Origin of the sequence: Bradyrhizobium cytisi (assembly GCF_008123515.1) — a bacterium.
Lineage (GTDB): Bacteria > Pseudomonadota > Alphaproteobacteria > Rhizobiales > Xanthobacteraceae > Bradyrhizobium > Bradyrhizobium cytisi.
The window spans coordinates 1-25,051 of record NZ_VSSR01000052.1; the positions used below are offsets into that span (position 1 = coordinate 1).

21 protein-coding genes are annotated in these 25,051 nt (G+C 64.4%); 13 read left to right on the forward strand and 8 right to left on the reverse strand.

Annotation, left to right across the window (positions count from 1 at the left end):
• Nucleotides 1-145: 145 nt before the first annotated feature.
• Nucleotides 146-568, reverse strand: coding sequence for a GFA family protein (locus FXB38_RS29090; protein WP_148754365.1), 423 nt, complete (start codon nt 566-568; stop codon nt 146-148).
• 106 nt (nt 569-674) lie between these two features.
• On the reverse strand, nt 675-1,463 hold the full coding sequence (gene mddA, locus FXB38_RS29095) for a methanethiol S-methyltransferase (RefSeq protein WP_148754366.1): 789 nt from the start codon (nt 1,461-1,463) through the stop codon (nt 675-677).
• 134 nt (nt 1,464-1,597) lie between these two features.
• On the opposite strand from mddA, the gene FXB38_RS29100 reads away from it, so the two are divergent.
• The gene (locus FXB38_RS29100; RefSeq protein ID WP_148754367.1) at nt 1,598-3,148 is read left to right on the forward strand and encodes a winged helix-turn-helix domain-containing tetratricopeptide repeat protein; all 1,551 of its coding nucleotides are present in this window, start codon (nt 1,598-1,600) and stop codon (nt 3,146-3,148) included.
• A gap of 20 nt (nt 3,149-3,168) precedes the next feature.
• Here the strand turns inward: FXB38_RS29100 and FXB38_RS29105 are convergent, their stop codons facing one another.
• The 3 genes from FXB38_RS29105 to FXB38_RS29115 form a co-directional block, all read right to left on the reverse strand.
• Nucleotides 3,169-3,750, reverse strand: coding sequence for a DUF2147 domain-containing protein (locus FXB38_RS29105; protein ID WP_148754368.1), 582 nt, complete (start codon nt 3,748-3,750; stop codon nt 3,169-3,171).
• A 32-nt stretch (nt 3,751-3,782) separates the two neighbouring features.
• Complete coding sequence (locus FXB38_RS29110) at nt 3,783-4,445, reverse strand: DUF3313 domain-containing protein (protein ID WP_148754369.1); 663 nt, start codon at nt 4,443-4,445, stop codon at nt 3,783-3,785.
• Between the two features lie 252 nt (nt 4,446-4,697).
• A complete protein-coding gene (locus tag FXB38_RS29115) occupies nt 4,698-5,366 on the reverse strand; it encodes a TetR/AcrR family transcriptional regulator (RefSeq protein WP_148754370.1) in 669 nt (222 codons plus the stop codon).
• Between the two features lie 216 nt (nt 5,367-5,582).
• Here FXB38_RS29115 and FXB38_RS29120 point away from each other — a divergent pair, with 216 nt between their 5' ends.
• From FXB38_RS29120 to FXB38_RS29140, 6 genes are all read left to right on the forward strand, one after another.
• A complete protein-coding gene (locus FXB38_RS29120; protein ID WP_148754371.1) occupies nt 5,583-7,133 on the forward strand; it encodes an ABC transporter substrate-binding protein in 1,551 nt (516 codons plus the stop codon).
• A gap of 209 nt (nt 7,134-7,342) precedes the next feature.
• Nucleotides 7,343-8,314 (forward strand): ABC transporter permease, encoded by a 972-nt coding sequence (locus tag FXB38_RS29125; RefSeq protein WP_148754372.1) that lies wholly within the window; start codon nt 7,343-7,345, stop codon nt 8,312-8,314.
• Nucleotides 8,311-9,150 carry an ABC transporter permease gene (locus FXB38_RS29130; RefSeq protein ID WP_148754373.1) on the forward strand — a complete coding sequence of 280 codons (840 nt, stop codon included), beginning with the start codon at nt 8,311-8,313 and terminating at the stop codon, nt 9,148-9,150. Before FXB38_RS29125 ends, FXB38_RS29130 begins: the two co-directional genes overlap by 4 nt.
• A gap of 2 nt (nt 9,151-9,152) precedes the next feature.
• A complete protein-coding gene (locus tag FXB38_RS29135; protein WP_187435230.1) occupies nt 9,153-10,772 on the forward strand; it encodes an ABC transporter ATP-binding protein in 1,620 nt (539 codons plus the stop codon).
• Between the two features lie 191 nt (nt 10,773-10,963).
• The gene (locus FXB38_RS43085; protein ID WP_187435217.1) at nt 10,964-11,128 is read left to right on the forward strand and encodes a hypothetical protein; all 165 of its coding nucleotides are present in this window, start codon (nt 10,964-10,966) and stop codon (nt 11,126-11,128) included.
• Nucleotides 11,125-11,334: a hypothetical protein gene (locus tag FXB38_RS29140; RefSeq protein ID WP_148754375.1), complete on the forward strand. Its 210-nt coding sequence runs from the start codon at nt 11,125-11,127 to the stop codon at nt 11,332-11,334. Before FXB38_RS43085 ends, FXB38_RS29140 begins: the two co-directional genes overlap by 4 nt.
• Nucleotides 11,335-11,418: 84 nt before the next feature.
• Here FXB38_RS29140 and FXB38_RS29145 read toward each other — a convergent pair whose 3' ends face one another.
• On the reverse strand, nt 11,419-11,712 hold the full coding sequence (locus FXB38_RS29145) for a hypothetical protein (protein ID WP_187435218.1): 294 nt from the start codon (nt 11,710-11,712) through the stop codon (nt 11,419-11,421).
• 229 nt (nt 11,713-11,941) lie between these two features.
• On the opposite strand from FXB38_RS29145, the gene FXB38_RS29150 reads away from it, so the two are divergent.
• The 6 genes from FXB38_RS29150 (at nt 11,942) to FXB38_RS29175 (ending at nt 22,106) form a co-directional block, all read left to right on the forward strand.
• Nucleotides 11,942-12,262: a hypothetical protein gene (locus FXB38_RS29150; protein WP_148754377.1), complete on the forward strand. Its 321-nt coding sequence runs from the start codon at nt 11,942-11,944 to the stop codon at nt 12,260-12,262.
• A 223-nt stretch (nt 12,263-12,485) separates the two neighbouring features.
• Entirely contained in the window at nt 12,486-13,211 is a 726-nt protein-coding gene (locus tag FXB38_RS29155; protein WP_148754378.1) for an outer membrane protein, read from the forward strand.
• Between the two features lie 177 nt (nt 13,212-13,388).
• Nucleotides 13,389-15,530: a methyl-accepting chemotaxis protein gene (locus FXB38_RS29160; protein ID WP_148754379.1), complete on the forward strand. Its 2,142-nt coding sequence runs from the start codon at nt 13,389-13,391 to the stop codon at nt 15,528-15,530.
• Between the two features lie 133 nt (nt 15,531-15,663).
• Entirely contained in the window at nt 15,664-16,725 is a 1,062-nt protein-coding gene (locus FXB38_RS29165; RefSeq protein ID WP_148754380.1) for an MBL fold metallo-hydrolase, read from the forward strand.
• Between the two features lie 337 nt (nt 16,726-17,062).
• Nucleotides 17,063-18,292, forward strand: coding sequence for a 5-aminolevulinate synthase (gene hemA / locus FXB38_RS29170; protein ID WP_148754381.1), 1,230 nt, complete (start codon nt 17,063-17,065; stop codon nt 18,290-18,292).
• Nucleotides 18,293-18,596: 304 nt separating this feature from the next.
• Nucleotides 18,597-22,106, forward strand: a complete 3,510-nt coding sequence (locus FXB38_RS29175; protein WP_148754382.1) for a PAS domain-containing hybrid sensor histidine kinase/response regulator — start codon at nt 18,597-18,599, stop codon at nt 22,104-22,106.
• 81 nt (nt 22,107-22,187) lie between these two features.
• On the opposite strand, the gene FXB38_RS29180 is transcribed toward FXB38_RS29175, so the two are convergent.
• Nucleotides 22,188-23,219, reverse strand: a complete 1,032-nt coding sequence (locus FXB38_RS29180; protein WP_148754383.1) for an alpha/beta fold hydrolase — start codon at nt 23,217-23,219, stop codon at nt 22,188-22,190.
• 940 nt (nt 23,220-24,159) lie between these two features.
• The gene (locus tag FXB38_RS29190; RefSeq protein ID WP_148754384.1) at nt 24,160-24,831 is read right to left on the reverse strand and encodes a response regulator; all 672 of its coding nucleotides are present in this window, start codon (nt 24,829-24,831) and stop codon (nt 24,160-24,162) included.
• Nucleotides 24,832-25,051 lie beyond the last annotated feature (220 nt).

Genomic DNA, 25,051 nt, shown 5'->3' on the forward strand with positions numbered 1-25,051 from the left:
TTGTGGGAGAGGGTGGCTTCGATGCGTAGCATCGAAGCCGGGTGAGGGGTCTCTGTCCTCACGAGCAGTCTCGCGATTGGAGAAAACCCCTCATCCGGCGCTTCGCGCCACCTTCTCCCACAAGGGGAGAAGGGAAGAAGGCCCGCTACTCCTGCACCATCTCGCCGCTGCCGCCGAACTCGGCGGGAAAATCCTTCAGCTTGGGCAGGCCGTCGCGCATCGGCAGCACCGTCTCGGAATAGTTGACGTGGACGCCGGGCGTGAAGGCGAGCGTCGGGATGGTGGCGGTGAAGACGTCGATCAAATCGAGCGGCGGGTGGTTGGTCATGAGATGACCGCCGCACTTCCCGCAATATTTGCGCTGGCTGAGCGGCGTCTTGACGAAGGTCTCGACGTTCTGCGCGCCTTCGGTGATGCGCACGGCCTCCGGCTTCCACAGGCTGAAAGCGTTTACCGGTCCGCCCGACCACGAGCGGCAGGAACGGCAGTGACAATAGCCCATCGCCGCTGGTTCGCCCGTGACCTCGACCGTGACCGCGCCGCAGAAGCAGTGTCCGACATGTTTCATCTTGGTTGTCTCCTGAGGTGGAAATTGGGATTCAGATCCTTGGATAGCAAATGAAGTCCTGTCGCGCGTCCTCCGATCGGCGGACGCGCGACGGAACACGCGGCGGCTAGACTGACCGGCGCCAGGGAATAAGCATCGACACCCGTTGTTTGTACTGCCGGTATTCGTCGCCAAAGAGATCGACGAGATCGTGCTCCTCCAGCGCGATGCCGACGAAGATGTAGGCCGTGGTCACGGCCGCGAACAGCAGATGGCCTGCGGTCATGGTCGGTGCCGCCCAGAAGGCGATGATGAAGCCGAGATAGATCGGGTGACGGACGAATTTGTAGAGCAGCGGCGTCTTGAACCGCGGCGGTGCGGCCTCCTTGCCGACGAGATGGTTGGTCACCTGATGCAATCCGAACAATTCGAAATGATTGATGATGAAGGTCGAGATGAACACCAGCACCCAGCCTGCGAACGACAGCGTGACCAGCGTCACGGCAAGATCCGGATCGGCGACGTCCCATATGACCGACGGCAACGGTCGCCACTGCCAGAACAGGAGGAGCAATGACAGGCTCGCGAACAGCACGTAGGTCGAGCGCTCGACCGGCTTGGGGACGAATCGGGTCCACCACGCCTTGAAGCGCTGGCGCGCCATCACGCTGTGTTGAACGGCGAACAGCGTCATCAGCAGCAGATTGATGATCACGGCTTCGGCCGTCGGCGTGTCGGTGCCGGTGTCGATGGTCTTCGGCACCACCAGCCCCATCACAAAGCCGATCGCGTAGACAATCGTAACGAAAAACACGAGATACGCCGCAATTCCGTAAAGAAAGGCGATGAACTTGAAAACTCTCGAGCCCGAAACGTCGGGGTGCAGGGAATGAACCTGATGATCAATTTGGGTCATAAGCAGCTCCGTTGTGCCAAAACATCGGCACTTCATTGGTCGCTGCACCATGCCGCATCGGACGTGCCCTGACTTTCGCGGACGGTTGATTTTCGCCTGAGACGACTTTAATTTTTGCTTGAGACGACAGAAACGTGCGATTTCTCTTTGAAAACAATGTGCTCGACGGCAACCTGCGGGAGCTGACCTGCGGCGGGACGGCCATTCCGTTGCAGCCGCAAGTGTTCGATCTCTTGCTTTATCTGGTCGCGGAACGCGCGCGGGTGGTCAGCAAGGATGACCTGATCAGCCAGATCTGGAGCGATCGCATCGTCTCGGATTCCGCGCTGAACAGCCGGATCAACGCCGCGCGCAAGGCGCTGGGAGACGATGGAGCGACGCAGCGGCTGATCAAGACGATTCCACGCAAGGGCTTTCGTTTCGTCGGCGAAGTTCGGGAAGATGTGGCAGCAAAGCCTATTCCGGCCGAGGTCGCACCGGGTTCCCCGCGCGTTGCCGCCGACCGTCCGGGCATCGCGGTGCTCGCCTTCGAGAACATGAGCGGCGATCCCGCCCAGGAATATTTCGGCGACGGAATCAGCGAGGACATCCTCACCGCGCTGTCGAAGCAGCGCTGGTTCATCGTGATCGCCCGCAACTCGTCCTTCACCTACAAGGGGCGCGCGGTCCACATCAAGCAGATCGCCGAGGAGCTCGGCGTCCGCTACATCGTCGAGGGTAGCGTGCGCAAGGTGGACAACCGCGTGCGCATCACCGCGCAGCTCAACGATGCCACCACCGGCGGGCATCTCTGGGCCGAGCGCTACGACCGCGAGCTGGTCGACGTCTTCGCCGTGCAGGATGAGATCACCGAGCGGATCGTCGCGGCGATCGAGCCGCAGATCCACGCCGCGGAGAATTTTCGTACGCATCGCAAGCCTCCATCGAGCCTGGATGCCTGGGACCTGCTGATGCAGGCGCTGTCGCATTACTGGCGGATAACGCCGCAGGACCACGCCGCGGCGCAGAAGCTGCTCGAGCGCGCAATCGCGATCGATCCGGATTACGGCCAGGCGCTGGCGGTGCTGGCGGCGAGCCACATGTTCGGCGTGCATCTGGGCTGGGCGGAGCTCGCCACGACGGCGCCGATCGCGGAGAGCGCCGCGCTCGCCGCGATGCGCTGCGACCACGAGAATGCCTGGGCCCATGCCGCGCTCGGCAGCGTCTGCTTCTCGACGAGCCGGCTTGCGGACGCGCTGTCCGAGTTCGAGCAGGCGCTCGCGCTCAATCCGAACTTCTCGCTGGCACAGGGCTATTACGCGCTGGCGCTGTCCTATGCCGGACGACCTAGCGACTCGTTCGAGGCGGCGCAAAAGGCGATCAGGCTCTCGCCGCGCGATCCGTCGCTGGCGATCTATTACGGCATCGCCGGCTATGCGCGCTTCACCGAGCGGCGGTATGACGAGGCGATCGCGCTCGCGCGCGAGGCGATCCGCCATCGCGGCGATCTCACCGGCGCCTATCGCGTGCTCGCCGTTTCCGCCGGCATGACCGGCGACGGCGCGCTCGCGGATATGGCGCTGGGAGAGCTGCGCCGCACCCAGCCCAACATCTCACTGCATTGGATCGCGACGCAACTGCCGTGGGCGAACGATGCGGATCGCGAACATTATCTGGAGGGGTTTCGGCGCGCGGGGTTGAGGTGATCGGCGCGACTGACGCGCGGCTATTTCGTTTTGGCTTCCGTCTTGACCTGTATCGGCTTCGGTGCGGGCGCGGCGGCCCACTCCTTGTCGGCGCGGGGGCCGTTGAGGTCGCCGGTCAGGCCGACCAGCTGGCCGGGCTGCACGTCGAGGGTCTGCTGCCAGGTCTGGGTCTGGCACAACAACTTGATCAGGCAGCCCTTGAGCTTGAGGCGGTCGGCGGATTCGCGCCAGAGCGAGACCGAATAGAACTTGCCGTCCTCGGCATTGTAGATGTCGCCGGCGAACCGGCCATCGGACGTCGCCTGCAGGCCCATGATCAGCTGGTGGCCGAGCAGCGCGCGGGGGCGCTTGTCGGGGTCGGGATTTTCCTTGTCGCGGTGAGGCTGCCCGCGCTTGTCGGCCGGCTCCTTCATCCAGACGATGAAGCCGCAGATGCGGTCGCGCGTCGGTCCACATCGCTCCAGCCTGATACGCGCGCGACCGTCCTCGACGAGCCAGGTACCGCTGGGATCATTGGGCGTGACGGCGCCGGCGCGGCCGCCGAGCACCATCATCACGACGGTGATGGCGACGCGCAGCACGAAGCGAAGGAGAAAGTTCATCAGCGGCACCTTTCGTTGGCTGGGTTTGAGCGTCAGTTGAGTTGTGCCATCAGCGCGTCGGCGCCCTTATCAAGGCCGGCGGTGGCGGCCGCGAGCGCGCCGACGCTGGCCTTGATGTCGTAGGCGCCGGGGTATTGCTTGGTGACGTAGGCGCTGATCAGGCGCGAGGTTGCGGCGTCGAAGATCTCGACGCCATAGATGACCGAGCCGGTCATCATTCCCTCGCCATCACGCGCGGCCTGCACGCCGTTGTAGACCGCGCCGGCCATGTCGAAACGCGAAAGCGTGCCGAGCACGGGCGTGTTGGTGACGGCGCCGGTGAGCGTAAGCCTGATCCGAAGCGTGTTCGGCCCGCGCTCACGCACCACGGCGAAGCGGCCTCGCAGCCGATCTGCGAAGCAGTTCTGCATGTAGGCGGCGAGTGTCGCCTTGTCCTTGTCGGAGATGTCGCCGAACTGATGGTCCTTGCCGCGGTAGACCACGACCGGATCGAGCATCACTTTATGATAAGCGTGCCAGTCGACCGGTGTGGAGTAGCGGTAGGGCACGCGGCCGGAGCTATCCGACTTGTCCGGGGCCATGTAGGCCGAGGACGCCATCTCCGAATAGGGCACGGGCGCAACCGAGGCGCAGCCGGCGACGGCCGCGCCAAGCACCAGCGTTCCCAGACCGCGCAGGGCGATCGAGCGATCCATTGCAGAAACTCCTTTTGCGGCTCGTCGAAAGGCAAAGGCGACCGCAGCCGCGTGTGGGGCCAGACGCGGCTGCGGGCTCACCATTGCCAACCCAAGGCATCGTCCGGGGCCAATTCAGAAGCCTGGGGCCGCCTCAGTGTTGTTATATATAAAACCGACCAGTTGGTTTGTAAACTGCGAAGATGACACCTGGCACATTTGGCCGCAGGCGCAGCTTTGGGCAGCGGCCGGTTGGAATTTGTTAATGATGAATCAGGCGCGTTTGCGCGGGGTTGCGGCCTTTGCCGCCGGTGCTGCGCCGGACTTTGCGGCGCGTGCCTTGGTCGGCTGTTCCTTGGTCTGCCGTTCCTTGGCCGGCTGCTCGACGCCGGCCCATTGCCCGTCGTCGAGCAGACGCGCAAACAGGCGATCATGCTCGTCCTTGCTGAGCGGCGACATGCCGAATAGCGAGCTCAAAAGCAGTCCACGGGCCGCAGCCCAGCGCAACAGCGCGAGATCGGGATCGGCGGACTCCGCCTTGATGGCCGCCACTCTCTTCATCTCCCGCTCACGCGGCAACATCATCAGGCCGGGGTTCTCGACCATGGCCGCAACGAGCGCCAGCGCGGCGGAATTCGGCGACGTGGCCGCTTCCCGCACGGTGGCGAGCTGGGTCGCCAAATTGGGATTTGCCGAGGTTGCGCTCACCTTCGCCATATAGCCGGTCGAGAATTCCTCGAAATGCTCCATCTGCCGCTCCAGCAGCGCCTTGAGTACAGCTTCCTTGGTGCGGAACTGGTGCATCACGCCGCCCTTGCTGAGACCACTCTCGCGCGCGATGGCATCGAGCGTCAGCCGGCCGGGCCCGTCGCGCGCAATGATCCTGATCGCCGCTTCGAGCGCAGCGTTGCGGGATCGTTCGGAGCGTGTGGCATTGTCCATGGCCGACTTGTCTCCGTGACAAGAACATGAATCAAGTGAAAACAGGACGCGCTGTACATTTTTTGTGCGAACACTGTCGAGACTTTCATCTTGCGGCGCCGAATGAGACTATGTGAGCCTCGATGCTGGATGGGGACTGGGATGGGCCGGCCGTCGCTTCGCGCGCGAGGATGTCGCGAAGCGTTTACGGCTGGTCTCGCTTGAGAAAGATACGACATGTCGAAACGAGTGTTGCTTGGTCTCCTCCTGGCTTGCGGCCTCACGGCCTCGGCGCTGGCGCAAGAGCCGAAAATGGGGGGCACGATCAATGCGGTGATCCAGCCCGAGCCGCCCGGCCTGATGCTTGCGATGGTCCAGAACGGCCCGGTCCAGATGGTATCGGGCAACATCTTCGAGGGCCTGCTGCGCTACAGCCCCAAGCTCGAGCCGGTTCCGGAGCTCGCCGAGAGCTGGAGCGTCAGCGAGGACGCCAAGACCTACACCTTCAAGCTCAGGAAGGGCGTCACCTGGCATGACGGCAAGCCTTTCACCGCGGCCGATGTGCTGTTCTCGGTCGAGATGCTGAAGCAGACCCATGCGCGTGCCCGCAACAACCTCGCGCAGGTCGACAAGGTCGAGGCGCCCGACGATTACACTGTCGTCTTCACGCTGAAGCAGCCGTTCGGCCCGTTCCTCGGCATCTTCGAGGTCGGCTCGATGCCGATGGTGCCGAAGCATCTCTATGACGGCACCGACTGGAAGACCAATCCCTACAACAACGCGCCGGTCGGCACCGGCCCCTTCATGTTCAAGGAATGGCAGAAGGGCTCGTTCATCCGGCTGGTCAAGAACCCGAATTACTACGAGAAGGGCAAGCCCTATCTCGACGAGATCTACTGGCAGATCATCCCCGACGCCGCCGCGCGCTCGGTGGCCTATGAGACCGGCAAGGTCGACGTGCTGCCCGGAGGCTCGGTCGAGAATTTCGACGTGCCGCGGCTGTCCAAGCTGAAGGACACTTGCGTCACCGGCGCGGGCTGGGAGTTCTTCTCGCCGCTGGCCTGGCTGTGGCTGAACAACCGCCAGGGGCCGCTCGCCGACAAGCGGGTGCGGCAGGCGATCATGTATGCGATCGACCGCGATTTCGCCAAGGACGTGATCTGGAACGGGCTCGGCAAGGTCGCAACCGGTCCCTCGGCCTCGACCATCAAGTACTACACCGATGACGTGCCGAAATATCCGTACGATCCGGCCAAGGCCAAGGCGCTGTTGAAGGAAGCCGGCTACAAGGGCGAGAAGATCCGCATTCTGCCGCTCGCCTATGGCGAGACCTGGCAGCGCTGGGGTGAAGCCGTGAAGCAGAACCTCATGGACGTCGGCATGAACATCGAGACGATCGCCACCGACGTTGCCGGCGGCAACCAGAAGATCGGCGACTGGGATTACGATATCGCCTTCACCTATCTCTACCAGTACGGCGATCCCGCACTCGGCGTCGGCCGCAACTACGTCTCCAGCGCCATCGCCAAGGGCCAGGTGTTCAACAACGTCGAGGGTTATTCCAACCCCGAGATCGACAAGCTGTTCGCCGATGGCGCGGTCGCAACGCCTGACTCCAAGCGCAAGGAGATCTACGAGAAGGCGCAGAAGATCCTGGTCGAGGACGTGCCGGTGGCCTGGATGCTCGAGCTGCAATTCCCGACCATCATGCGCTGCAAGGTCAAGAACCTGATCACCACCGGGATCGGGGTCAATGACGGCTTCAAGGACGCATGGCTCGACAAGTGAGCCCTGCCCTCTTCTTCACCTCTCCCCGCGTGCGGGGAGAGGTCGAATGTGCGCATAGCGCACATTCGGGTGAGGGGGAGTCTCCACGAGTCCAACTGCTGATACCCTCGCGGAGAGTCCCCCTCACCCCAACCCTCTCCCCGCACGCGGGGCGAGGGAGCCCACCGTCACCGCGGCTCCAGGTCACGTTACAAGATATGACTCCCTAGATGCTCTCTTTCGTCGCTCAGCGTGTCGTGAAGGGCGTGATCGTCCTGCTCGCGATCGTCGTCCTCAATTTCTTCCTGATCCGGCTTGCGCCCGGCGACCCCGCGGTCGTGATGGCCGGCGAGGCCGGCGCCAGCGACCAGGTCTTCGTCCAGCAGCTGCGGGAAAAATTCGGCCTCGACAAGCCGCTGCCCGAGCAGCTCTTCATCTACGTCAAGGGCATCGCAACCCTCGACCTCGGCTTCTCCTTCCGCCAGCAGGCGCCGGTGTCGAAGTTGATCCTGGAGCGGCTGCCGGCAACGCTGTTGTTGACGCTGACCGCGTTCGCGATCTCGCTCGCGCTCGGGGTCCTGTTCGGCACTTTCGCCGCCCGCTTCGCCGGAACCTTCCTCGACACCGCCATCACCATCTTTGCGCTGATCTTCTACGCCATGCCGATCTTCTGGGTCGCGCTGATGGGAATCCTGCTGTTCTCGGTCGCGGTCGACTGGCTGCCGAGCTTCGGTTACGAGACGGTCGGCGCCAACCTCACCGGCCTCGCCCATCTCATCGATGTCGCAAAGCACCTGATCATGCCGGCGATGACGCTCGGCCTGTTCTTCATGGCGACCTATACCCGCATGACGCGCGCCTCGATGCTGGAGGTGAAGCGGCTCGACTTCGTCAAGACCGCGCGCGCCAAGGGCCTTCCCGACGCCGTGATCCAGCGCCGTCACGTGCTGCGCAACGCGCTGCTCCCCGTCGTCACGCTCGCCGGCGTCCATGCCGGCACGCTGATCGGTGGCGCCGTCATCACGGAGACCGTGTTCGCCTGGCCCGGCATCGGGCGTCTGATGTACGACGCGCTGCTGCAGCGTGACTACAATCTGCTGCTCGGCGTGTTCGTGACCTGCTCGGTCATGGTGCTGATCTTCAACCTCATCACCGACCTGGTCTATCGCCTGGTCGACCCACGTATCGAATTCGCCGCATGAAACAGTTCTGGAAATCGATGCTGAAGAGCCCGAGCGGCGTCATCGGGCTCGTCATCCTGCTGCTTGCGATCTCGGTTGCGGTGTTCGGGCCGTTGCTGTTCCCGAATTCGCCCTGGCGCATGGTGCAACGGCCGTTCCTGCCGCCGTTCATGCTCTCGACCGTACCGCTGGGCACCGACGCACTTGGCCGCGACGTATTCGCCGGCATGATCTTTGGCGCACGCGTCTCGCTGCTGGTCGGCCTCGTCTCGACGCTGGTCGCACTGGTCGTCGGCGTGCCGATCGGCGCCATGGCCGGCTATTTCGGCGGCAAGGTCGACGACGCGCTGATGCGCTTCACCGAGTTCTTCCAGACCATTCCGAGCTTCGCGCTCGCGATCGTGCTGGTGGCAATCCTGCAGCCGTCGATCTACTCGATCGTGGCCTCGATCGCAGTGGTGAGCTGGCCGCCTGTCGCGCGCCTTGTCCGCGGCGAGGTGCTGTCGCTGCGCACGCGCGAATATGTCCAGGCCGCCGTGGTCACCGGACAGAGCAACACCTGGATCATCCTGCGCGAGATTCTGCCCAACGCGCTGTCGCCGGTGATCGTGCTGGCCTCGCTGATGGTGGCGACCGCAATCCTGCTGGAATCCTCGCTGTCCTTCCTTGGGCTGGGCGACCCCAATCTGATCTCCTGGGGCTACATGGTCGGCGCCGGCCGCACCGTGATCCGCCAGGCCTGGTGGATCACGGTGTTTCCCGGCGTCGCGATCCTGATCTCGGTGCTCGGGCTCAACCTGATTGGCGAAGGCCTCAACGACGCGCTCAATCCGCGCCTGTCGCGGGAAGGACGCTGATGATGACCGCTCCTCCCGCCGTCTCGATCAAGAACCTGCGGATCGCGCTGCCCAAGGGCGCCGAGCGTCCCTTCGCCGTCGACGGCGTCTCGCTCGATTTGCGGCCCGGCAAGATCGTCTGCGTGGTTGGCGAATCCGGCTCCGGCAAGTCGATGTGCGCGCATGCGCTGATGGGGCTGCTGCCGGATACGGTGAACGTCACCTCCGGCGAGATCCAGTTCGAAGGCCGCGACCTGCTCAAGCTCGACGATGACAGGTGGCGCGACCTGCGCGGCCGTCGTCTCGCGATGATCTTTCAGGAGCCGATGACCGCGCTCAATCCTTTGATGCGGATCGGCGATCAGATGGCGGAGATGTTCGAGGCCCACGGCCTGCTCACGCCGAGAGAGCGACGCGCGAAGGCGCTGTCGCTGGCGCGCGAGGTCGGCCTGCCCGACCCCGAGCGCATCGTGCGCGCCTATCCGCACCAGCTCTCCGGCGGCCAGCGCCAGCGCGCCATGATCGCGATGGCGCTCGCGCTCGAGCCGGCCGTGCTGGTCGCCGACGAGCCGACCACCGCGCTCGATGTCACGACGCAGGCACAGATCCTGAAACTGATCCGCAATCTCCAGCGCAGCCGCAACATGGCGGTGATGTTCATCACTCATGACTTTGGTGTCGTCGCCGATATCGCCGACCAGGTCGTGGTGCTCCGGCATGGCAAGGTCGTGGAGGAAGGCCCCGCTGCGACCGTCTTCAACGAGCCAAAGCACGATTACACCAAGGCACTGCTCGCCGCCGTGCCGTCGATGCACCCGCCGGCGCGCGCGCCCCTCGACGATCTGGCCCGAGCCGTCGAAGTGATCGGGCTCGACAAGACCTACGTCACCTCGGGCGGTTGGTTTCGCGAAGACCGTCGCGTCGATGCCGCACGCGCGGTGAACTTCAACATCCTCAAGGGCGAGACGCTCGGCCTCGTTGGCGAATCCGGCTCCGGCAAATCGTCGGTGGCGCGGCTGGTGATGCGGTTGATCGAGGCCGATCGCGGCACGGTGCGGATCGGCGACACCGATCTCACGCAACTCTCAGGCAAGGCGCTGCGCGCCGAACGCCATCGCATCCAGATGATCTTTCAGGATCCGTTCGCTTCGCTCAACCCGCGCCGCAAGATCGGCCACATCGTCGCCGACGGCCCGATCGCGGCCGGCGCTGATTCGAAGGCCGCATTCGACCGCGCTCGCGATCTCCTCAAGATGGTCGGCCTGGACGCCGGGGCGCTCGAGCGCTATCCGCATGAATTCTCCGGCGGCCAGCGCCAGCGCATCGGCATTGCGCGCGCGCTCGCGCTCGAACCCGAGATCATCGTCGCCGACGAAGCCGTCTCCGCACTCGACGTCTCGGTGCAGGCGCAGGTGCTGAGGCTGCTCGAAGACCTCAAGGCGCGCCTTGGGCTCTCGATGCTGTTCATCACCCACGATCTGCGCGTCGCCGCCCAGATCTGCGACCGCATAGCGGTGATGCAGCGTGGCGTCATCGTCGAGCTGAAGCCGACCGCGCAGCTCTTCGCCGCGCCCGAGCATCCCTATACGCGCGAGCTGCTCGCGGCGGTGCCGGGGCAGAAGGAGCGCGCGCCGGCAGCGTGACTCGGACGGTATTCGGTTCGGCTCCGGACAATTGGACCGAATCGAACCGAATCCGCAGCGCCGGCGCAGTCACGCGCTTTTTATTCCTCGTGACCGCCCGCGCAGCTTCAAAGCTGGAGACGGCCTCCTACATCGAATTGGAATGATCTCCATCATCTCATGGTGGATTTGCCGATAGATTTGGAGCCGACATGGGCCAGGTTATTCAGTTCGTTTCAAAATCCGAGCGCGAACGCGTTCGCCTCATCCAGGAAGCACGCGCGATCTATGACAGCATCTTCCCGTCGGCTGATCCGGTAAGCGAGCGGCAGGACAAGGCGGCGATCGGCCGCGACGGCGTGAGTAGCCTCTCGTGATCAAGATCATCGCAGTGCTCTGCAGTCTCTCGACTCCGGGAAATTGCCACGAGCAGATTGTCACCACGTCTGACCTCGCCGAGATCTCGATGCGGTCCTGCATGATGGGCGCACCGCAGCTTGCCGAATGGATGAACCAGCATCCGGCCGAGCGGCTGGCGGGATGGCGCTGCGTGATGGGTCAACAGGGCGGCAGAGGCACCTAGCGCCGCTCTCAAATGATACTCCCGTTGCTGGGCTTGATCAGGCAACGCGCGGCGCGGAAGGCTGACGCGCGCGGCAGTCAGGCCCTATCGCATCGGCGGATTGGTGTTGCTCCAGGTCGGGGCTGCGTTGGTGACGCCGACCGACGGCCAGTTATATGTTCCGATCGAGGGTGCCGTCACCGTCCCGACAGACTGGCCGGATGTCCCATAATAGGTCCTCGGCTGCGCCGCAGTCGCTCCGGGGCCGCTATTGGTCGGTGCCATCACGCCCGTGGCATAATGTCGGCTCGACCTGTGCTTCTTCGCTTCAGCCGCGAACGGCGCGGCAAGCAGTCCGGTCGTGATGAGTGCGGCTATGACGAGCCTGGTCGTTGTCATGACTGATCCCTTCATTCGCTCCGCGCCTGCTGCGCCATATGTTCATTCATCAAAGAATTCCCATAGGCCCCCGTTCATAACTCCGTGTGCGCGGAAACGTGCCGTAGCGCCATGATGCCGCACAATCAGCGCCGCCTGGGCCGGCACGCCGAACGACCATGGCTGCCTTCGGATGGACCCGAATCAGCATTAGTGCATTGGCTTCAGCAGTCTCCCGAATGCGAGCAGCATGACCGGCCCCGAATTGAAGCAACTCCGCGCCGACCTTTCCGACGCCATAGAGCGCGAGCTCACCGCGGTCGACATGGCGAAACTGTGTGCCTTGCCGGAGAAGGGCGGTGCCGACACGATCCGGCGTTGGGAGGTGAGCGGGCCGACGCTGGCCGCGACCAAGGTGCTGCGCGTGCTCGCGATGGCAAGCGAGCGCTATCCGATCCTGGAGAAGTTCGACATCTTCGATCGCCACGACGTGCGCGTGGAGGACCGACCAGCGAAGCGCGCGGCCTTCCGCGCGCAGATGCGCGACGAGGTGCTGCGGCGTCTTGGTTAACAAGACGCGCGTGCAGGTTACCGGACGGCGCTCGGATTAAGCCTTCCTTCACCACTTCTTAAGCCGGCATTAATCACGAAAATCATTTAGCGCCCAATAAGTTAGGTTGGGCGCCGATGTGCCATGCATGTGACAGCATTTTCGTCAAAAGCCAGCTATCTGCAAAACCAACGACGGCGCGGAAAGCGCGCCTGCCGGGGACATAAGTGCTGGAGTTTGGACTATGAAGAAGATTCTGTTTGCGACCGTGGCGCTGCTCGTGGTGGGCGCGGCTGCGCCGGCGATCGGTGCCGATCTCGGCGCCCGCCCCTATTACAGCAAGGCTGCGCCGGCCTATGCCGCGCCGATCTACAACTGGACCGGCTTCTATATCGGCGCGCATCTCGGCGGCGCGTTCTCCAGCGACAACAATTTCAACGGCCTCTCCACCGGCAACAACGGCAACGGCCGTTTCCTCGGTGGTCTGCAGGCTGGTGCAGACTGGCAGTTCAACCCGAGCTGGGTGATCGGTGCTGAAGCTCAGTATTCCTGGCTCTCCGGCAATGTCGGCGCGGTGTTCCCGGGCGGCGTGGCCTACACCAACGACCAGCGCGGCCTCGGCTCGATCACCGGCCGCGTCGGCTACACCTGGGGCCCGGGCCTGCTCTACGTGAAGGGCGGCTACGCCTATTCGGACAACAACGAGAAGGTGACGATCGGCGGCGTGCCGACCGGCTTCATCATCGCCGGCGATCACCGCAACGGCTACACCGTCGGCGCCGGCCTCGAGTACATGTTCGCGCCGAACTGGTCGGCCAAGGCCGAGTACCAGTATTACAATTTCGGCGACGCGCACTTCACCGCGGGTCCGCTGGTCGGCACCGGCAACTTCACTACCGACGACCACACCTTCAAGGCCGGCCTCAACTACCGCTTCAACTGGGCGAGCCCGATGGTCGCGCGCTACTGATCGCGCCTTCAAAAAATCCCTTCGCTAGCCAGGGCCGGCATCGCTGCCGGCCCTTCCTTTTTCGCTCTGCGGAACTTGCCAAGCGTGCCAAGCAATTGTGCAACTTGCGATTTTTTAACCCGCGCCGAGGATACTGCGCAGCGAAAATAAGAGATTACGGGCGTGGGGGAATTTTCGATGGCGATCCGTCTGAGCTTGGGCCGATTGAAGCCGCGTTTCAAAATGCCGAAATGGGGCCTGCGCGGCAGCCTGTTTGCGGCCTTTGCCGTGATCGCGGGCATGGGCCTCGTGATCGCCGCCGGCGCCGGCTTCGTGTTCAACCATCTCGGCACCACCATGATGGATCTGAGCGGTCGCGACATCCCGCGCCTGTCCGCGAGCCTGCAGCTCTCCTCGCAGAGCGCGACGCTGGCAGCGCAAGGACCGGGCCTGCTCGCATCTCCAAGTGATGATGCGCTGAACGAGCGCACCAAGAACGTGAAGGACATCCAGCACCTCGCGATGGCCAAGCTCGGCGAGATCATCGAGCTCGGCGCCGACAAGCAGGTCGCGAGCGCGCTCGGCGAAACCGTCAAGAGCATCGATGAAGCCACCAAGAGCCTGGTGTCGGCGGCGAAGGAGCGTCTCGACACGATTGCGCTGCATAACAAGCAATATGAGGCGCTGCGCAAGGCGCAGCTCGCCTTCGTCGGCGCAGCCAACCCCGCAATGCTGGATACCCAGACACGGCTGAGCGCAATCCTGGCATCGACAAACGTGTCGGCAGACGACGCCATGGAGGCCGTCCGCTCCGTCGGTCAGATCAGCACGGTGCTTGCCAACGGAAATCTGATGGCCGCTGACATGATGGCCGCCTTGTCCGCCAACTCCAGCGATACGCTGGAGACGATCGAACACGAATTCAAGGCGGTCCGCGACCGCGTCAAGTGGAACCTGGAGGACCTGCCCGACACTCCCGCAACCACTGCGGTGAAGGTCGCAATGCAGAAATTGCAGACGTTCGGCGAGGGCAAGACCGGCGTGTTCAAGATTCGCCAGAAGGAGCTCGACGCCATCGACTACGGCCAGACCATCCTGGACGAGACCCGCAAGCTCAATGTCGGTCTCGGCATCAGCGTGCAGCAGCTCGTCGACGGCGTGCAGAAGGAGACCAATGCGTCGACCTTCCAGGCGCGCCAGGAGATCTCGCTCGCCACCACCGCAATGCTGGCCCTGGGCGGGCTCACCCTGATCGGCTCGGCGCTGTTCGTCTGGCTCTATGTCGGCCGCAACATCCTGCGCCGCATCCGTGAGCTTCAGCGCGCCATGCAGCTGCTCTCGGCCGGCGACCTCGACACCGAGATCGTCCGCTCCCGTCAGAACGACGAGATCGGCGCGATGAAGGAAACGCTGACGGTGTTCCGCGACAGCATGATCGAAGCCCGGGCGCTTGCGAGCGAGCAGGACAAGGATCGTGTCGTCAAGGCCGAGCGTGCCGCGCATATGGAGGCAAAGATCGCGGAGTTCGAGGGCGCGGTGCGCACCGCGCTCGACAATCTCGCGCAATCGGCCAATTCGATGCAGTCGACTGCGCAGAGCATGTCCAACACCGCGGATCAGTCCAACGCGCTGGTGAACGCAGTCGCCTCCGCGGCGGAGGAGACCTCGGTCAACGTGCAGACCGTATCGTCAGGCACCGAGCAGCTGTCGTCCTCGATCGAGGAGATCAGCAAGCAGGTCGTCACCTCGGCCGCGATCGCCAAGAAGGCGGTTGACGAGGCCGGCGCCACCGACGCCACGGTGCAGAGCCTTGCCGATAGCGCAAGCCGCATCAGCGTCGTGGTCGACCTGATCCAGACGATTGCGTCGCAGACCAATCTGCTCGCGCTCAACGCCACCATCGAGGCGGCGCGCGCGGGCGAGGCAGGCCGCGGCTTTGCAGTGGTTGCCTCCGAAGTGAAGAGCCTCGCCAGCCAGACCGCGAAGGCGACGGAGGAGATCCGCACCCAGATCGCCAGCATGCAGCAGGTCACGACCTCCGCCGTCGGCGCCATCCAGGGCATCGGCCGGATCATCGGCGAGATCGACAACGTCACCACGACGATCGCGGCTGCGGTCGAGGAACAGGGCGCTGCGACCCGCGAGATCGCCCGCAACATCCAGCATGCGGCCGGCGGCACCAGCGAGGTCTCCAGCAACATCGTCGGTGTCTCCACGGCTTCAGCCGAGGCCGGCGCCGCGGCGACCGAGGTGCTGAATGCATCGGACGCCCTCCGCCGCGAAGCCGATATGCTGCGCGGAGAGATCGACGCGTTCCTCAACAACATGCGGGCGGCGTAAGGACGCCGTCCCTTAGCCCGGATCGAGCCCGTAATCCGGGCTACGGAAAACTGCGCGGAATGACCGCCATGCGGACGGGCCGCGGGTTCTTTTTCGGCTGGCGCCCCGCCCGCGCTGGGTTTAAGCGGATAGCATGAACGCAAAAACCGACACCGTGCCGTCCTCCGCCGAGGCCCTACGCTATCCCTGGGAACAGCATCCCGGCCCCGAAGAGGTCGTGGAAGTCAGGCCCGGCGTGTTGTGGGCACGGCTGAAGCTGCCGTTCCGCCTCAACCATGTGAACATCTATCTGCTCGCCGATGGCGACGGCTATGCGATGGTCGATGCCGGCTTCGGCAACGAGGAGACGATCGAGGCCTGGACAAGACTGTTCGAAGGGCCGCTGAAGGGCGTCCACATCACCCGCCTCATCGTCACCCACTCGCACCCTGATCATGTCGGCCTTGCCGGGTGGATCGTCGAGCGGTTCAACTGTCCGCTGGTGATGTCGCAGGTCGAATATCTGCAATCGGTCTATCACCAGAACCGCGGCACCGAAGAGCGGCGCGAAGCGCAGCGGCTGTTCTTCCGCCGCCACGGCATGGACGAGTCGCTCACCGAAAAGCTGCTCGGCCGCGGCCAGGACTATCTCAAGCGCGTTTCGGTGCTGCCGCCTTCCTACCGCCGCATCTCGCATGGCGACGAGGTCGTGATCGGCTCGCGCCGCTTCAAGGTGATCACCGGCGGCGGGCATGCGCTCGACCAGGTGATGCTGTATTGCGCCGACGACAAGCTGTTCCTCTCCGCCGACCAGGTGCTGAGCAAGATCTCCCCGAACGTCAGCGTGTGGGCGGTCGAGCCCGACCAGAATTCGCTCGGCGAATATCTGGCGTCGCTTGCGAGCCTCACCACCACCCTGCCCTATGATCTGCTGGTGCTGCCCGGCCACGGCGTGCCGTTCTACGGACTGAAGACCCGCATCAAGCAGCTCGCCGACCACCACGAGGAGCGCTGCCGCCTGATCGCGGAAGCCTGCCGCGAGGTGCCGCAGACCTCGCGCGCCCTGGTGCCTGTGGTGTTCAACAAGCACGTGCTGGACGAGCACCAGATGGGCTTTGCCGCCGGCGAGCTCGTCGCCCACGTCAACTACATGATTGTCGAGGGCCGGCTGACCGCCGAGACCAGGGACGGCGTGCTCCAGTTCAGGACGACGTGAGCGGCGTCACAGCCTCGCCCCGCTTGCGGGGAGAGGCCGACGCGCGAATGCGCGGCGGGTGAGGGGGACTCTCCGCGAGTCCAATTCTCACCGTCCCCGTGGAGGCTCCCCCTCACCCCAACCCTCTCCCCGCAAGCGGGGCGAGGGAGCAGACGGATGCTGCAGAGCAGCATCAAAGGTCGCGCGGACTTGATCGGGATCAAGCTTCAAATCGCACGATAGGGCATTTTGCCCAAATGCCCGTCACGCCCAAATGTGGGATAGCGCATAGACACTAGAGTTGGAAAAGCTCTAAGTAGATGCGCCCTTTTGGTCAGTTCCGTCTCAGGTTGCACCGATGGATTACGCCCAGTTCTTCAGTTCCGCTCTCGATCGCCTCCACACCGAGCGGCGCTACCGCGTGTTCGCCGATCTGGAGCGCATCGCCGGCCGGTTCCCGCATGCGGTCTGGCACTCGCCGAAGGGCAAGCGCGACGTCGTGATCTGGTGCTCCAACGATTACCTCGGCATGGGCCAGCACCCGAAGGTGGTCGGCGCCATGGTCGAGACCGCAACCCGCGTCGGCACCGGTGCAGGCGGCACCCGCAACATCGCCGGGACGCATCATCCGCTGGTGCAGCTCGAGACCGAGCTCGCCGACCTTCATGGCAAGGAAGCGTCGCTGCTGTTCACCTCGGGCTACGTCTCGAACCAGACCGGCATCGCCACCATCGCAAAGCTCATTCCGAACTGCCTGATCCTGTCGGACGAGCTCAACCACAATTCGATGATCGAGGGCATCCGGCAGTCCGGCTGCGAGCGGCAAGTGTTCCGCCACAACGATCTCGCCGACCTTGAAGCGCTCCTGAAGGCTGCCGGTCCGAACCAGCCGAAGCTGATCGCCTGCGAGAGCCTCTATTCGATGGACGGCGACGTCGCCCCGCTCGCAAAGATCTGCGACCTCGCCGAGAAGTACGGCGCGATGACCTATGTCGACGAGGTTCACGCCGTCGGCATGTACGGCCCGCGCGGCGGCGGCATTGCCGAGCGTGACGGCGTCATGCATCGCATCGACATCCTCGAAGGCACGCTGGCCAAGGCGTTCGGCTGCCTCGGCGGCTATATCGCGGCCAACGGCCAGATCATCGATGCGGTGCGCTCCTATGCCCCGGGCTTCATCTTCACCACCGCGCTGCCGCCGGCGATCTGCTCGGCCGCGACCGCCGCGATCAAGCATCTGAAGACTTCGAGCTGGGAGCGCGAGCGCCACCAGGATCGCGCCGCCCGCGCCAAGGCGATCCTCAATGCCGCCGGCCTGCCGGTGATGTCGAACGACACCCATATCGTGCCGCTGTTCATCGGCGATGCCGAGAAGTGCAAGCGGGCCTCGGATATGCTGCTCGAGGATCACGGCATCTACATCCAGCCGATCAACTATCCGACCGTCGCCAAGGGCACCGAGCGCCTGCGCATCACGCCCTCGCCCTATCATGACGACGGTCTGATCGATCAGCTCGCCGAAGCGCTGTTGCAGGTGTGGGACCGCCTGGATCTGCCGCTGCGCGAGAAGTCGCTGGCGGCGGAGTAGGCTCGCTCCCCTTTGCCTCTCCCCGCTTGCGGGGAGAGGCCGGATCGCATCGCCAGATGCGATCCGGGTGAGGGGGAGTCTCCGCGAGTCCAACTCTGACCGTCCCCGCGGAGAGCCCCCCTCACCCCACCCTCTCCCCGCAAGCGGGGCGAGGGAGCGCAAGCAGCTCACCCCGCGACTTAACGACAACCTCAGTTCCCGCCGCCACCCGGCATTTCGCTGTCGCCTCTGGCTGCCCAACGCGCTAGATTTGCAGGGAAAATGAGATCGGGCGCTACCGCGCCATGGGAGAAGCACGCTCGCCATGCTGCACGACTGGGGCGTGATCGCTGCCGCCTTCGGCTACATCGGCTTCCTGTTCCTGGTGGCGAGCCATGGCGACCGCCGCTCGCCGGCCGGCCGCGGCCGCGCGTCCGGGCTGATCTACCCGCTGTCGCTGGCGATCTACTGCACGTCCTGGACCTTCTTCGGCTCGGTCGGCTTTGCCACCCGCACCTCGACCGACTTCCTCGCGATCTATGTCGGCCCGATCCTGATGATCGGTCTCGGCGCCGGCGTGCTCCGCCGTGTGATCCAGCTTGCGAAGGCCCACAACATCACCTCGATCGCCGACTTCATCGGCGCGCGCTACGGCAAGAGCCAGGCGGTGGCGGCCACCGTGGCGCTGATCGCGATCATCGGCTCGGTGCCCTACATCGCCCTCCAGCTCAAGGCGGTCGCCTCCTCGCTCGAAGTCATCCTGAGCGAGGACCAAGCGTTCTCCCACATCCCGATCCTCGGCGACATGGCGCTGATGGTGACGCTGGCGATGGCAGCCTTCGCGGTGCTGTTCGGCACCCGGCAGACCGACGCCACCGAGCATCAGCACGGCCTGATGCTGGCGGTCGCGACCGAATCCATCATCAAGCTGGTCGCCTTCCTCGCCGCCGGCATCTTCGTCACTTTCTGGATGTTCTCGCCGCACGAATTGATCGAGCGCGCGATGAAGACGCCGGAGGCGGTGCGCGCCATCGACTATTCGCCGTCGATCGGCAACTTTCTCACGATGACATTGCTGTCGCTGTGCGCGATCATGCTGCTGCCGCGCCAGTTCCATGTCAGCGTGGTGGAGAACTCCTCGGATGCCGAGGTCAGCCGCGCCCGCTGGCTGTTCCCGCTCTATCTCGTCGCCATCAATGTGTTCGTGATCCCGGTCGCGCTCGCCGGCCTCGTCACCTTCCCGTTCGGCGCCGTCGACCCTGATATGTACGTGCTGGCATTGCCGATGGAGGGCGGCGCGGGACTGCTCAGCGTCGCCGTCTTCGTCGGCGGCCTGTCGGCGGCAACCGCGATGGTGATCGTCGAGTGCGTTGCGCTGTCCATCATGGTCTCCAACGATCTCGTGGTGCCGCTGGTGCTCAAGAGACGGCCCGACGGCCGTGCCGGCGCCACCGATTTCGGCGACTTCCTGCTGCGCTCACGGCGGCTTGCGATCTTCGCCATCATGGTGATGGCCTACTTCTACTATCGCGCGCTCGGCAACACCCAGCTCGCGGCGATCGGCCTGCTGTCCTTTGCCGCCATCGCACAACTCGCGCCCGCCTTCTTCGGCGGCCTGTTGTGGCGGCGCGCCACCGCGCGCGGCGCCATCGGCGGCATGATGGTCGGCTTCGCCCTATGGCTCTACACGCTATTCATACCGAGCTTCATGGATTCCTCGACCGCGGGCATTATGCTGCTCCAGCACGGCCCGTTCGGCATCGAGGCGCTGCGGCCGCAGGCGCTGTTCGGCGCCGACCTGCCGCCGCTAATGCATGGCGTGGTCTGGTCGCTCTCGCTCAACATCCTCACTTACGTGCTGCTGTCGCTGGCGCGGCAACCCTCGTCCATCGAGCTCGTGCAGGCCGACCTGTTCGTGCCCAACACGCTCGCGCCCATCGCCCCGAATTTCCGCCGCTGGCGCACCACCATCACGGTGCAGGACATCCAGACCACGGTCGCGCAATATCTCGGGCCCGATCGCGCCCGGCAATCATTCGAGGCGTTCTCGGCACGGCGCAACATGCGGCTGGAATCCGGAGCACCAGCCGATTTCGAGCTGCTGCAACACGCCGAGCACCTGATCGCTTCCTCGATCGGAGCTGCATCCTCACGCCTCGTGATGTCGCTGCTGCTGCGCAAGCGCACGGTCTCCGCGAAAGCCGCGCTGAAGCTGCTCGACGATTCCCATGCGGCACTGCATTTCAACCGCGAGATCCTGCAGACCGCGCTCAACCATGTGCGCCAGGGCATTGCGGTGTTCGACGCCGACTTGCAGCTGATCTGCTCCAACCGGCAGTTCGGCGATCTGCTCAACGTGCCCCCGCATTTCATTCAGTTCGGCACGCCGCTCCGCGAGATCCTGGAGTTCATGGGCGTCAGCGACCCCGCCAATGAGGCTGACCGCGAGGCGATGATCGAGCAGCGGCTCGTGGCCTACACCACCGACAGCGAGCCCTATCTCGAACGCCTGCCGGAACGCCACATGGTGATCGAGGTGCTCACCAACCGCATGCCCGGCGGCGGCTTCGTCATCACCTTCACCGACGTCACGCCGACCTTCGAGGCGGCGGAAGCGCTGGAGCGCGCCAACGCGACGCTGGAGAAGCGCGTGCGCGACCGCACCGAGGAGCTGACGCGGTTGAACTCCGAGCTCGCGCTCGCCAAGAGCAGCGCGGAGGACGCCAGCATCTCCAAGACGCGCTTCCTCGCGGCCGCCAGTCACGACATTCTCCAGCCGCTGAACGCAGCGCGGCTCTATGTCACGAGCCTGGTCGAGCGCCAGCACAGTGGCGAGGAGACGCGGCTGGTCGAGAACATCGACGAATCGCTGCAAGCCATCGAGGAAATCCTCGGCGCGCTGCTCGATATCTCCAGGCTCGATGCCGGCGCGATGACGACCTCGATCTCGAGCTTCAAGATGGCCGATCTGATGCGCTCGCTGGAGATCGAGTTCGCACCGATCGCCCGCGCCAAGGGCCTCGATCTCAGCTTCGTGCCCTGCTCGCTGCCGGTCGAGTCGGATCGGCTACTGCTGCGGCGACTGCTGCAGAATTTGATCTCGAACGCGATCAAGTACACTCCGCGAGGGCGCGTGCTGGTCGGTTGCCGCCGCCACGGCCCCTCGCTCAAGATCTGCGTCTACGACACCGGCGTCGGCATCCCCACGGTCAAGCGCGGCGAGATCTTCAAGGAATTCCACCGTCTCGAGCAAGGCGCGCGGATCGCGCGCGGGCTGGGGCTGGGTCTCTCGATCGTCGAGCGGCTGGCGCGCGTGCTCAACCACGGCATCGCCATCGATGCCAATACGAGCGGCGGCTCCTTGTTCTCCGTGACGGTGCCGACGGCGAAGGCCGTGACGCTCACCGCGGCGGTGACCAGCGCAACGCCGCTGGCGCGCACGCCAATCGCAGGCGCGCTGATCGTCTGCATCGAGAACGACGCCGCGATCCTCGACGGCATGCGGACTCTGTTGAAGGCTTGGGGCGCGGAGGTGATCGCGGTCGCCGATCCCGAAGGCGCGATCGCCGCGATCGAAGCGGCCGGCCGGCGCGTCACCGGCCTGCTCGTCGACTATCACCTCGACCGCGGCAATGGCGTCGCCGCGATCCGCGACATCCGCCGCCGGTTCGGCGACACCATCCCCGCGATCCTGATCACCGCCGATCGCAGCCCTGCCGTGCAGATGGCCGCACGCGACGAGAAGATCGCCGTGCTGAACAAGCCGGTGAAGCCGGCCTCGCTGCGTGCCTTGCTCGGGCAATGGCGGACGCAGCAGATGGTGGCCGCGGAGTAAAATCCGGGGTCAGCAGTCGGTCGATCCGCTGAGCCCGCGCGACGTCTCGAGCTCAAGCTGGGATTGGTGTCGAATGAGCGCTCAGGCACCACCGTCGGCATCGATGACGGCCTTGGCAAAGGCTTGCGGTGCTTCCTGCGGCAAATTGTGACCGATGCCGCCGGTGATCAGGCGATAATCGTAGCGGCCGGAGAATCTCTTGGCGTAAGCGCTGGGATCGGGGTGCGGCGCGCCGTTGGCGTCGCCCTCCATCGTGATCGTCGGCACGTTGATAACAGGAGTTGCCGCAAGCTTCTTTTCGATCTCCTCGTACTTCGCCTCGCCCTTGGCGAGGCCGAGCCGCCAGCGGTAATTGTGGATCGTGATCGCGACGTGATCCTTGTTCTCGAAGGCCTTCGCACTGCGATCGAAGATGGCGTCGTCGAATTTCCACTGCGGCGAGGCCAGCTTCCAGATCAGCTTTGCGAAATCATGCGTGTGCTTCTCGTAGCCGGCGCGGCCGCGCTCGGTCGCGAAATAGAACTGATACCACCATTGCAGCTCGGCCGCAGGCGGCAGCGGCGCGTTGCCGGCAGCCTGGCTCGAGATCAGATAACCGCTGACCGAGACCAGCGCGCGACAGCGCTCCGGCCACAGCGCCGCAATGATATCGGCGGTGCGCGCGCCCCAGTCGAAGCCGGCAACGACCGCCTTCTTGATGTCGAGCGCATCCATCAATGCGATGATGTCGACGGCGAGCGCGGCCGGCTCGCCGTTGCGCAGCGTCTGGGCGGAGAGAAAATGCGTCGAGCCATAGCCGCGCAAATAGGGGATGATGACGCGATAGCCGGCCTGCGCCAGGATCGGCGCGACATCGACGAAGCTGTGAATGTCGTAAGGCCAGCCGTGGAGCAGGATCGCCACCGGGCCGGTCGCGGGACCGGCTTCGGCGTAGCCGACATTGAGGACGCCGGAATTGATCTGCTTGATCGTGCCGAAAGATGCGCCGGTTGCGGACGATGGCGGCGTCTCGGTTTCGGCGCGTGCAAGGTCGATCACACCGAGGCCGATAGCAACGGTCCCGGCGGCGACGCCGAGGAACTGGCGGCGATGCTGGTCGATAATCTGTGTCATGATCTCTTGCCTCGTTGATGGTGTCCGAATCGTCAGATCAGGTCGACGACGACGTCGGTGTCCGGGCCGTGTGGAGCGGTTTTTCCGTTTGGCTCTTGAGCGTCTCCTTGCCGTCACGCAACTGACTATCAGGGGCCAGCGCAGCGAGGCAATCCAGATTTCCTCCGCGGCGGCGGACTGGATTGCTTCGCTGCGCTCGCAATGACGGAGCAAAGGGTGAGGCCATCGCTCTCCAACTCACATCTCAAACAGCAGATACGTCTCAAACAGCAGATACGCCTTCGCCTTCTCGCGGCGCAATCCGCCCGAGTTTTGCTTCCGCTTCTCGCCCTTCAAACAAGGGGCGCAGGGAAGGCCGGGTGCTGACCTCGCACCCACGGTCCGCTGTGCGCGGGTAGCGCAAAAAGAATTGCACAGCGGCATACAGGTGAAGCCGAACACACGACCTTCCCTGCGCAGTGGTTGGACGGCTTATGCCGTGCTCTCCCGGGAGCCGAGTTCCTTCTGGCCTCCCTTCGCCCGACGGAATTCGCCGACACCGCGCCGGTTGACGCCAATGCCGCCTCCGCAAGACTTGACCGTAGCGACGACGGTCAGGACCACACGGTTTTGCCGTACGCAAGCAGTCCTGCTTCGGCCCAAGAGGGCCTGGCAGGACAAAGCGCCGTTCGTACAACGCGGCTTGCAAGCAGCTCACGGGGCTCGGCTCAATCCACTGCCCCACCCTGCCACCCACATCCGCGACGGCACCGCTCAGCGTCCACCGCAGCCCGATCCGCGGCTCGTGACGACGTACGACCGCCCCTTTTCGCCGGATCAGGATGGGCGACACATACGACAAATCCGAATTTCGGTAAAGTAGAATATTTTTGGTGCGCAGCGATTGACCCAGCGATAGGGTATTTTGCCCGTCGGGCAGCGCAAGCGCTGGTAGCAAAGCCTACCCCGTCGGCGTGCCCTGCTTCCACTGGCCGCCGGCGATCCGGGCGGCGGCGATCACTGCCTGGGTCCGGCTCTCGACCCCGAGCTTTTGCAGGATGGCCGAGACATGCGCCTTGATGGTCGCCTCGGAGACGCCGAGCTCGTAGGCGATCTGCTTGTTGAGCAATCCCTCCGACAGCATCATCAGCACCCGCACCTGCTGCGGCGTCAGCGTCACCAGGCGGTCGCGCAGGCGCGTCATGTCGGGGTCGGCGGCGGCCGTCAGGTCGGTATCGGCGGGAACCCAGACGTCGCCTTCCATGACCTTGCGGATGGCATCGCGCAGCGTCTCGACGCCGAATCGCTTCGGGATGAAGCCGGAGGCGCCGAAATCGAGCGAACGCCGGATCGTGGCGCTGTCGTCGGAGGCCGAGACGATCACCACCGGGATCGCCGGATATTGCGCGCGCAGATAGATCAGGCCGGAGAAGCCGGAGATGCCTGGCATCGAGAGGTCGAGCAGGACCAGGTCGACGTCGGAGGTCTGCTCCAGAAGCTTGGTCAGATCCTCGAACGACCCGGCCTCGTCGATCTTCGCCGTGCTCAGGACACTGGCCACCGCCTGCCGCAGCGCATCGCGGAACAGCGGATGGTCATCGGCAATGACGAGATGGGTGGAGGGAGCGCTCATCGATCTCTTGCTGTCGTTCACAACCGGGCCAGTAGTCCGGACCGGCGCAATGGTCAATTCTTCCCCGGCCGGCCGTGGCATGCAAGGGCACATTATTCCTTTGCGGAAAAGGGGTTAATCCGCAGCCGTGCGCCGCGCCGCGGCACTTTACTTCCACACCGTCAGTTGCGCGTCAGTGCGCAAGGCCAAAAGTCGTATTGGGGCGGGTTTCACACCGATG

Bases quoted from the DNA above. Each gene is read 5' to 3' on its own strand.
- FXB38_RS29090 (WP_148754365.1), bottom strand. From the start codon at position 568: ATGAAACATGTCGGACACTGCTTCTGCGGCGCGGTCACGGTCGAGGTC.
- mddA (WP_148754366.1), bottom strand. From the start codon at position 1,463: ATGACCCAAATTGATCATCAGGTTCATTCCCTGCACCCCGACGTTTCG.
- FXB38_RS29105 (WP_148754368.1), bottom strand. From the start codon at position 3,750: ATGAACTTTCTCCTTCGCTTCGTGCTGCGCGTCGCCATCACCGTCGTG.
- FXB38_RS29110 (WP_148754369.1), bottom strand. From the start codon at position 4,445: ATGGATCGCTCGATCGCCCTGCGCGGTCTGGGAACGCTGGTGCTTGGC.
- FXB38_RS29115 (WP_148754370.1), bottom strand. From the start codon at position 5,366: ATGGACAATGCCACACGCTCCGAACGATCCCGCAACGCTGCGCTCGAA.
- FXB38_RS29120 (WP_148754371.1), top strand. From the start codon at position 5,583: ATGTCGAAACGAGTGTTGCTTGGTCTCCTCCTGGCTTGCGGCCTCACG.
- FXB38_RS29125 (WP_148754372.1), top strand. From the start codon at position 7,343: ATGCTCTCTTTCGTCGCTCAGCGTGTCGTGAAGGGCGTGATCGTCCTG.
- FXB38_RS29130 (WP_148754373.1), top strand. From the start codon at position 8,311: ATGAAACAGTTCTGGAAATCGATGCTGAAGAGCCCGAGCGGCGTCATC.
- FXB38_RS29135 (WP_187435230.1), top strand. From the start codon at position 9,153: ATGACCGCTCCTCCCGCCGTCTCGATCAAGAACCTGCGGATCGCGCTG.
- FXB38_RS43085 (WP_187435217.1), top strand. From the start codon at position 10,964: ATGGGCCAGGTTATTCAGTTCGTTTCAAAATCCGAGCGCGAACGCGTT.
- FXB38_RS29145 (WP_187435218.1), bottom strand. From the start codon at position 11,712: ATGACAACGACCAGGCTCGTCATAGCCGCACTCATCACGACCGGACTG.
- FXB38_RS29150 (WP_148754377.1), top strand. From the start codon at position 11,942: ATGACCGGCCCCGAATTGAAGCAACTCCGCGCCGACCTTTCCGACGCC.
- FXB38_RS29155 (WP_148754378.1), top strand. From the start codon at position 12,486: ATGAAGAAGATTCTGTTTGCGACCGTGGCGCTGCTCGTGGTGGGCGCG.
- FXB38_RS29160 (WP_148754379.1), top strand. From the start codon at position 13,389: ATGGCGATCCGTCTGAGCTTGGGCCGATTGAAGCCGCGTTTCAAAATG.
- FXB38_RS29165 (WP_148754380.1), top strand. From the start codon at position 15,664: ATGAACGCAAAAACCGACACCGTGCCGTCCTCCGCCGAGGCCCTACGC.
- hemA (WP_148754381.1), top strand. From the start codon at position 17,063: ATGGATTACGCCCAGTTCTTCAGTTCCGCTCTCGATCGCCTCCACACC.
- FXB38_RS29175 (WP_148754382.1), top strand. From the start codon at position 18,597: ATGCTGCACGACTGGGGCGTGATCGCTGCCGCCTTCGGCTACATCGGC.
- FXB38_RS29180 (WP_148754383.1), bottom strand. From the start codon at position 23,219: ATGACACAGATTATCGACCAGCATCGCCGCCAGTTCCTCGGCGTCGCC.
- FXB38_RS29190 (WP_148754384.1), bottom strand. From the start codon at position 24,831: ATGAGCGCTCCCTCCACCCATCTCGTCATTGCCGATGACCATCCGCTG.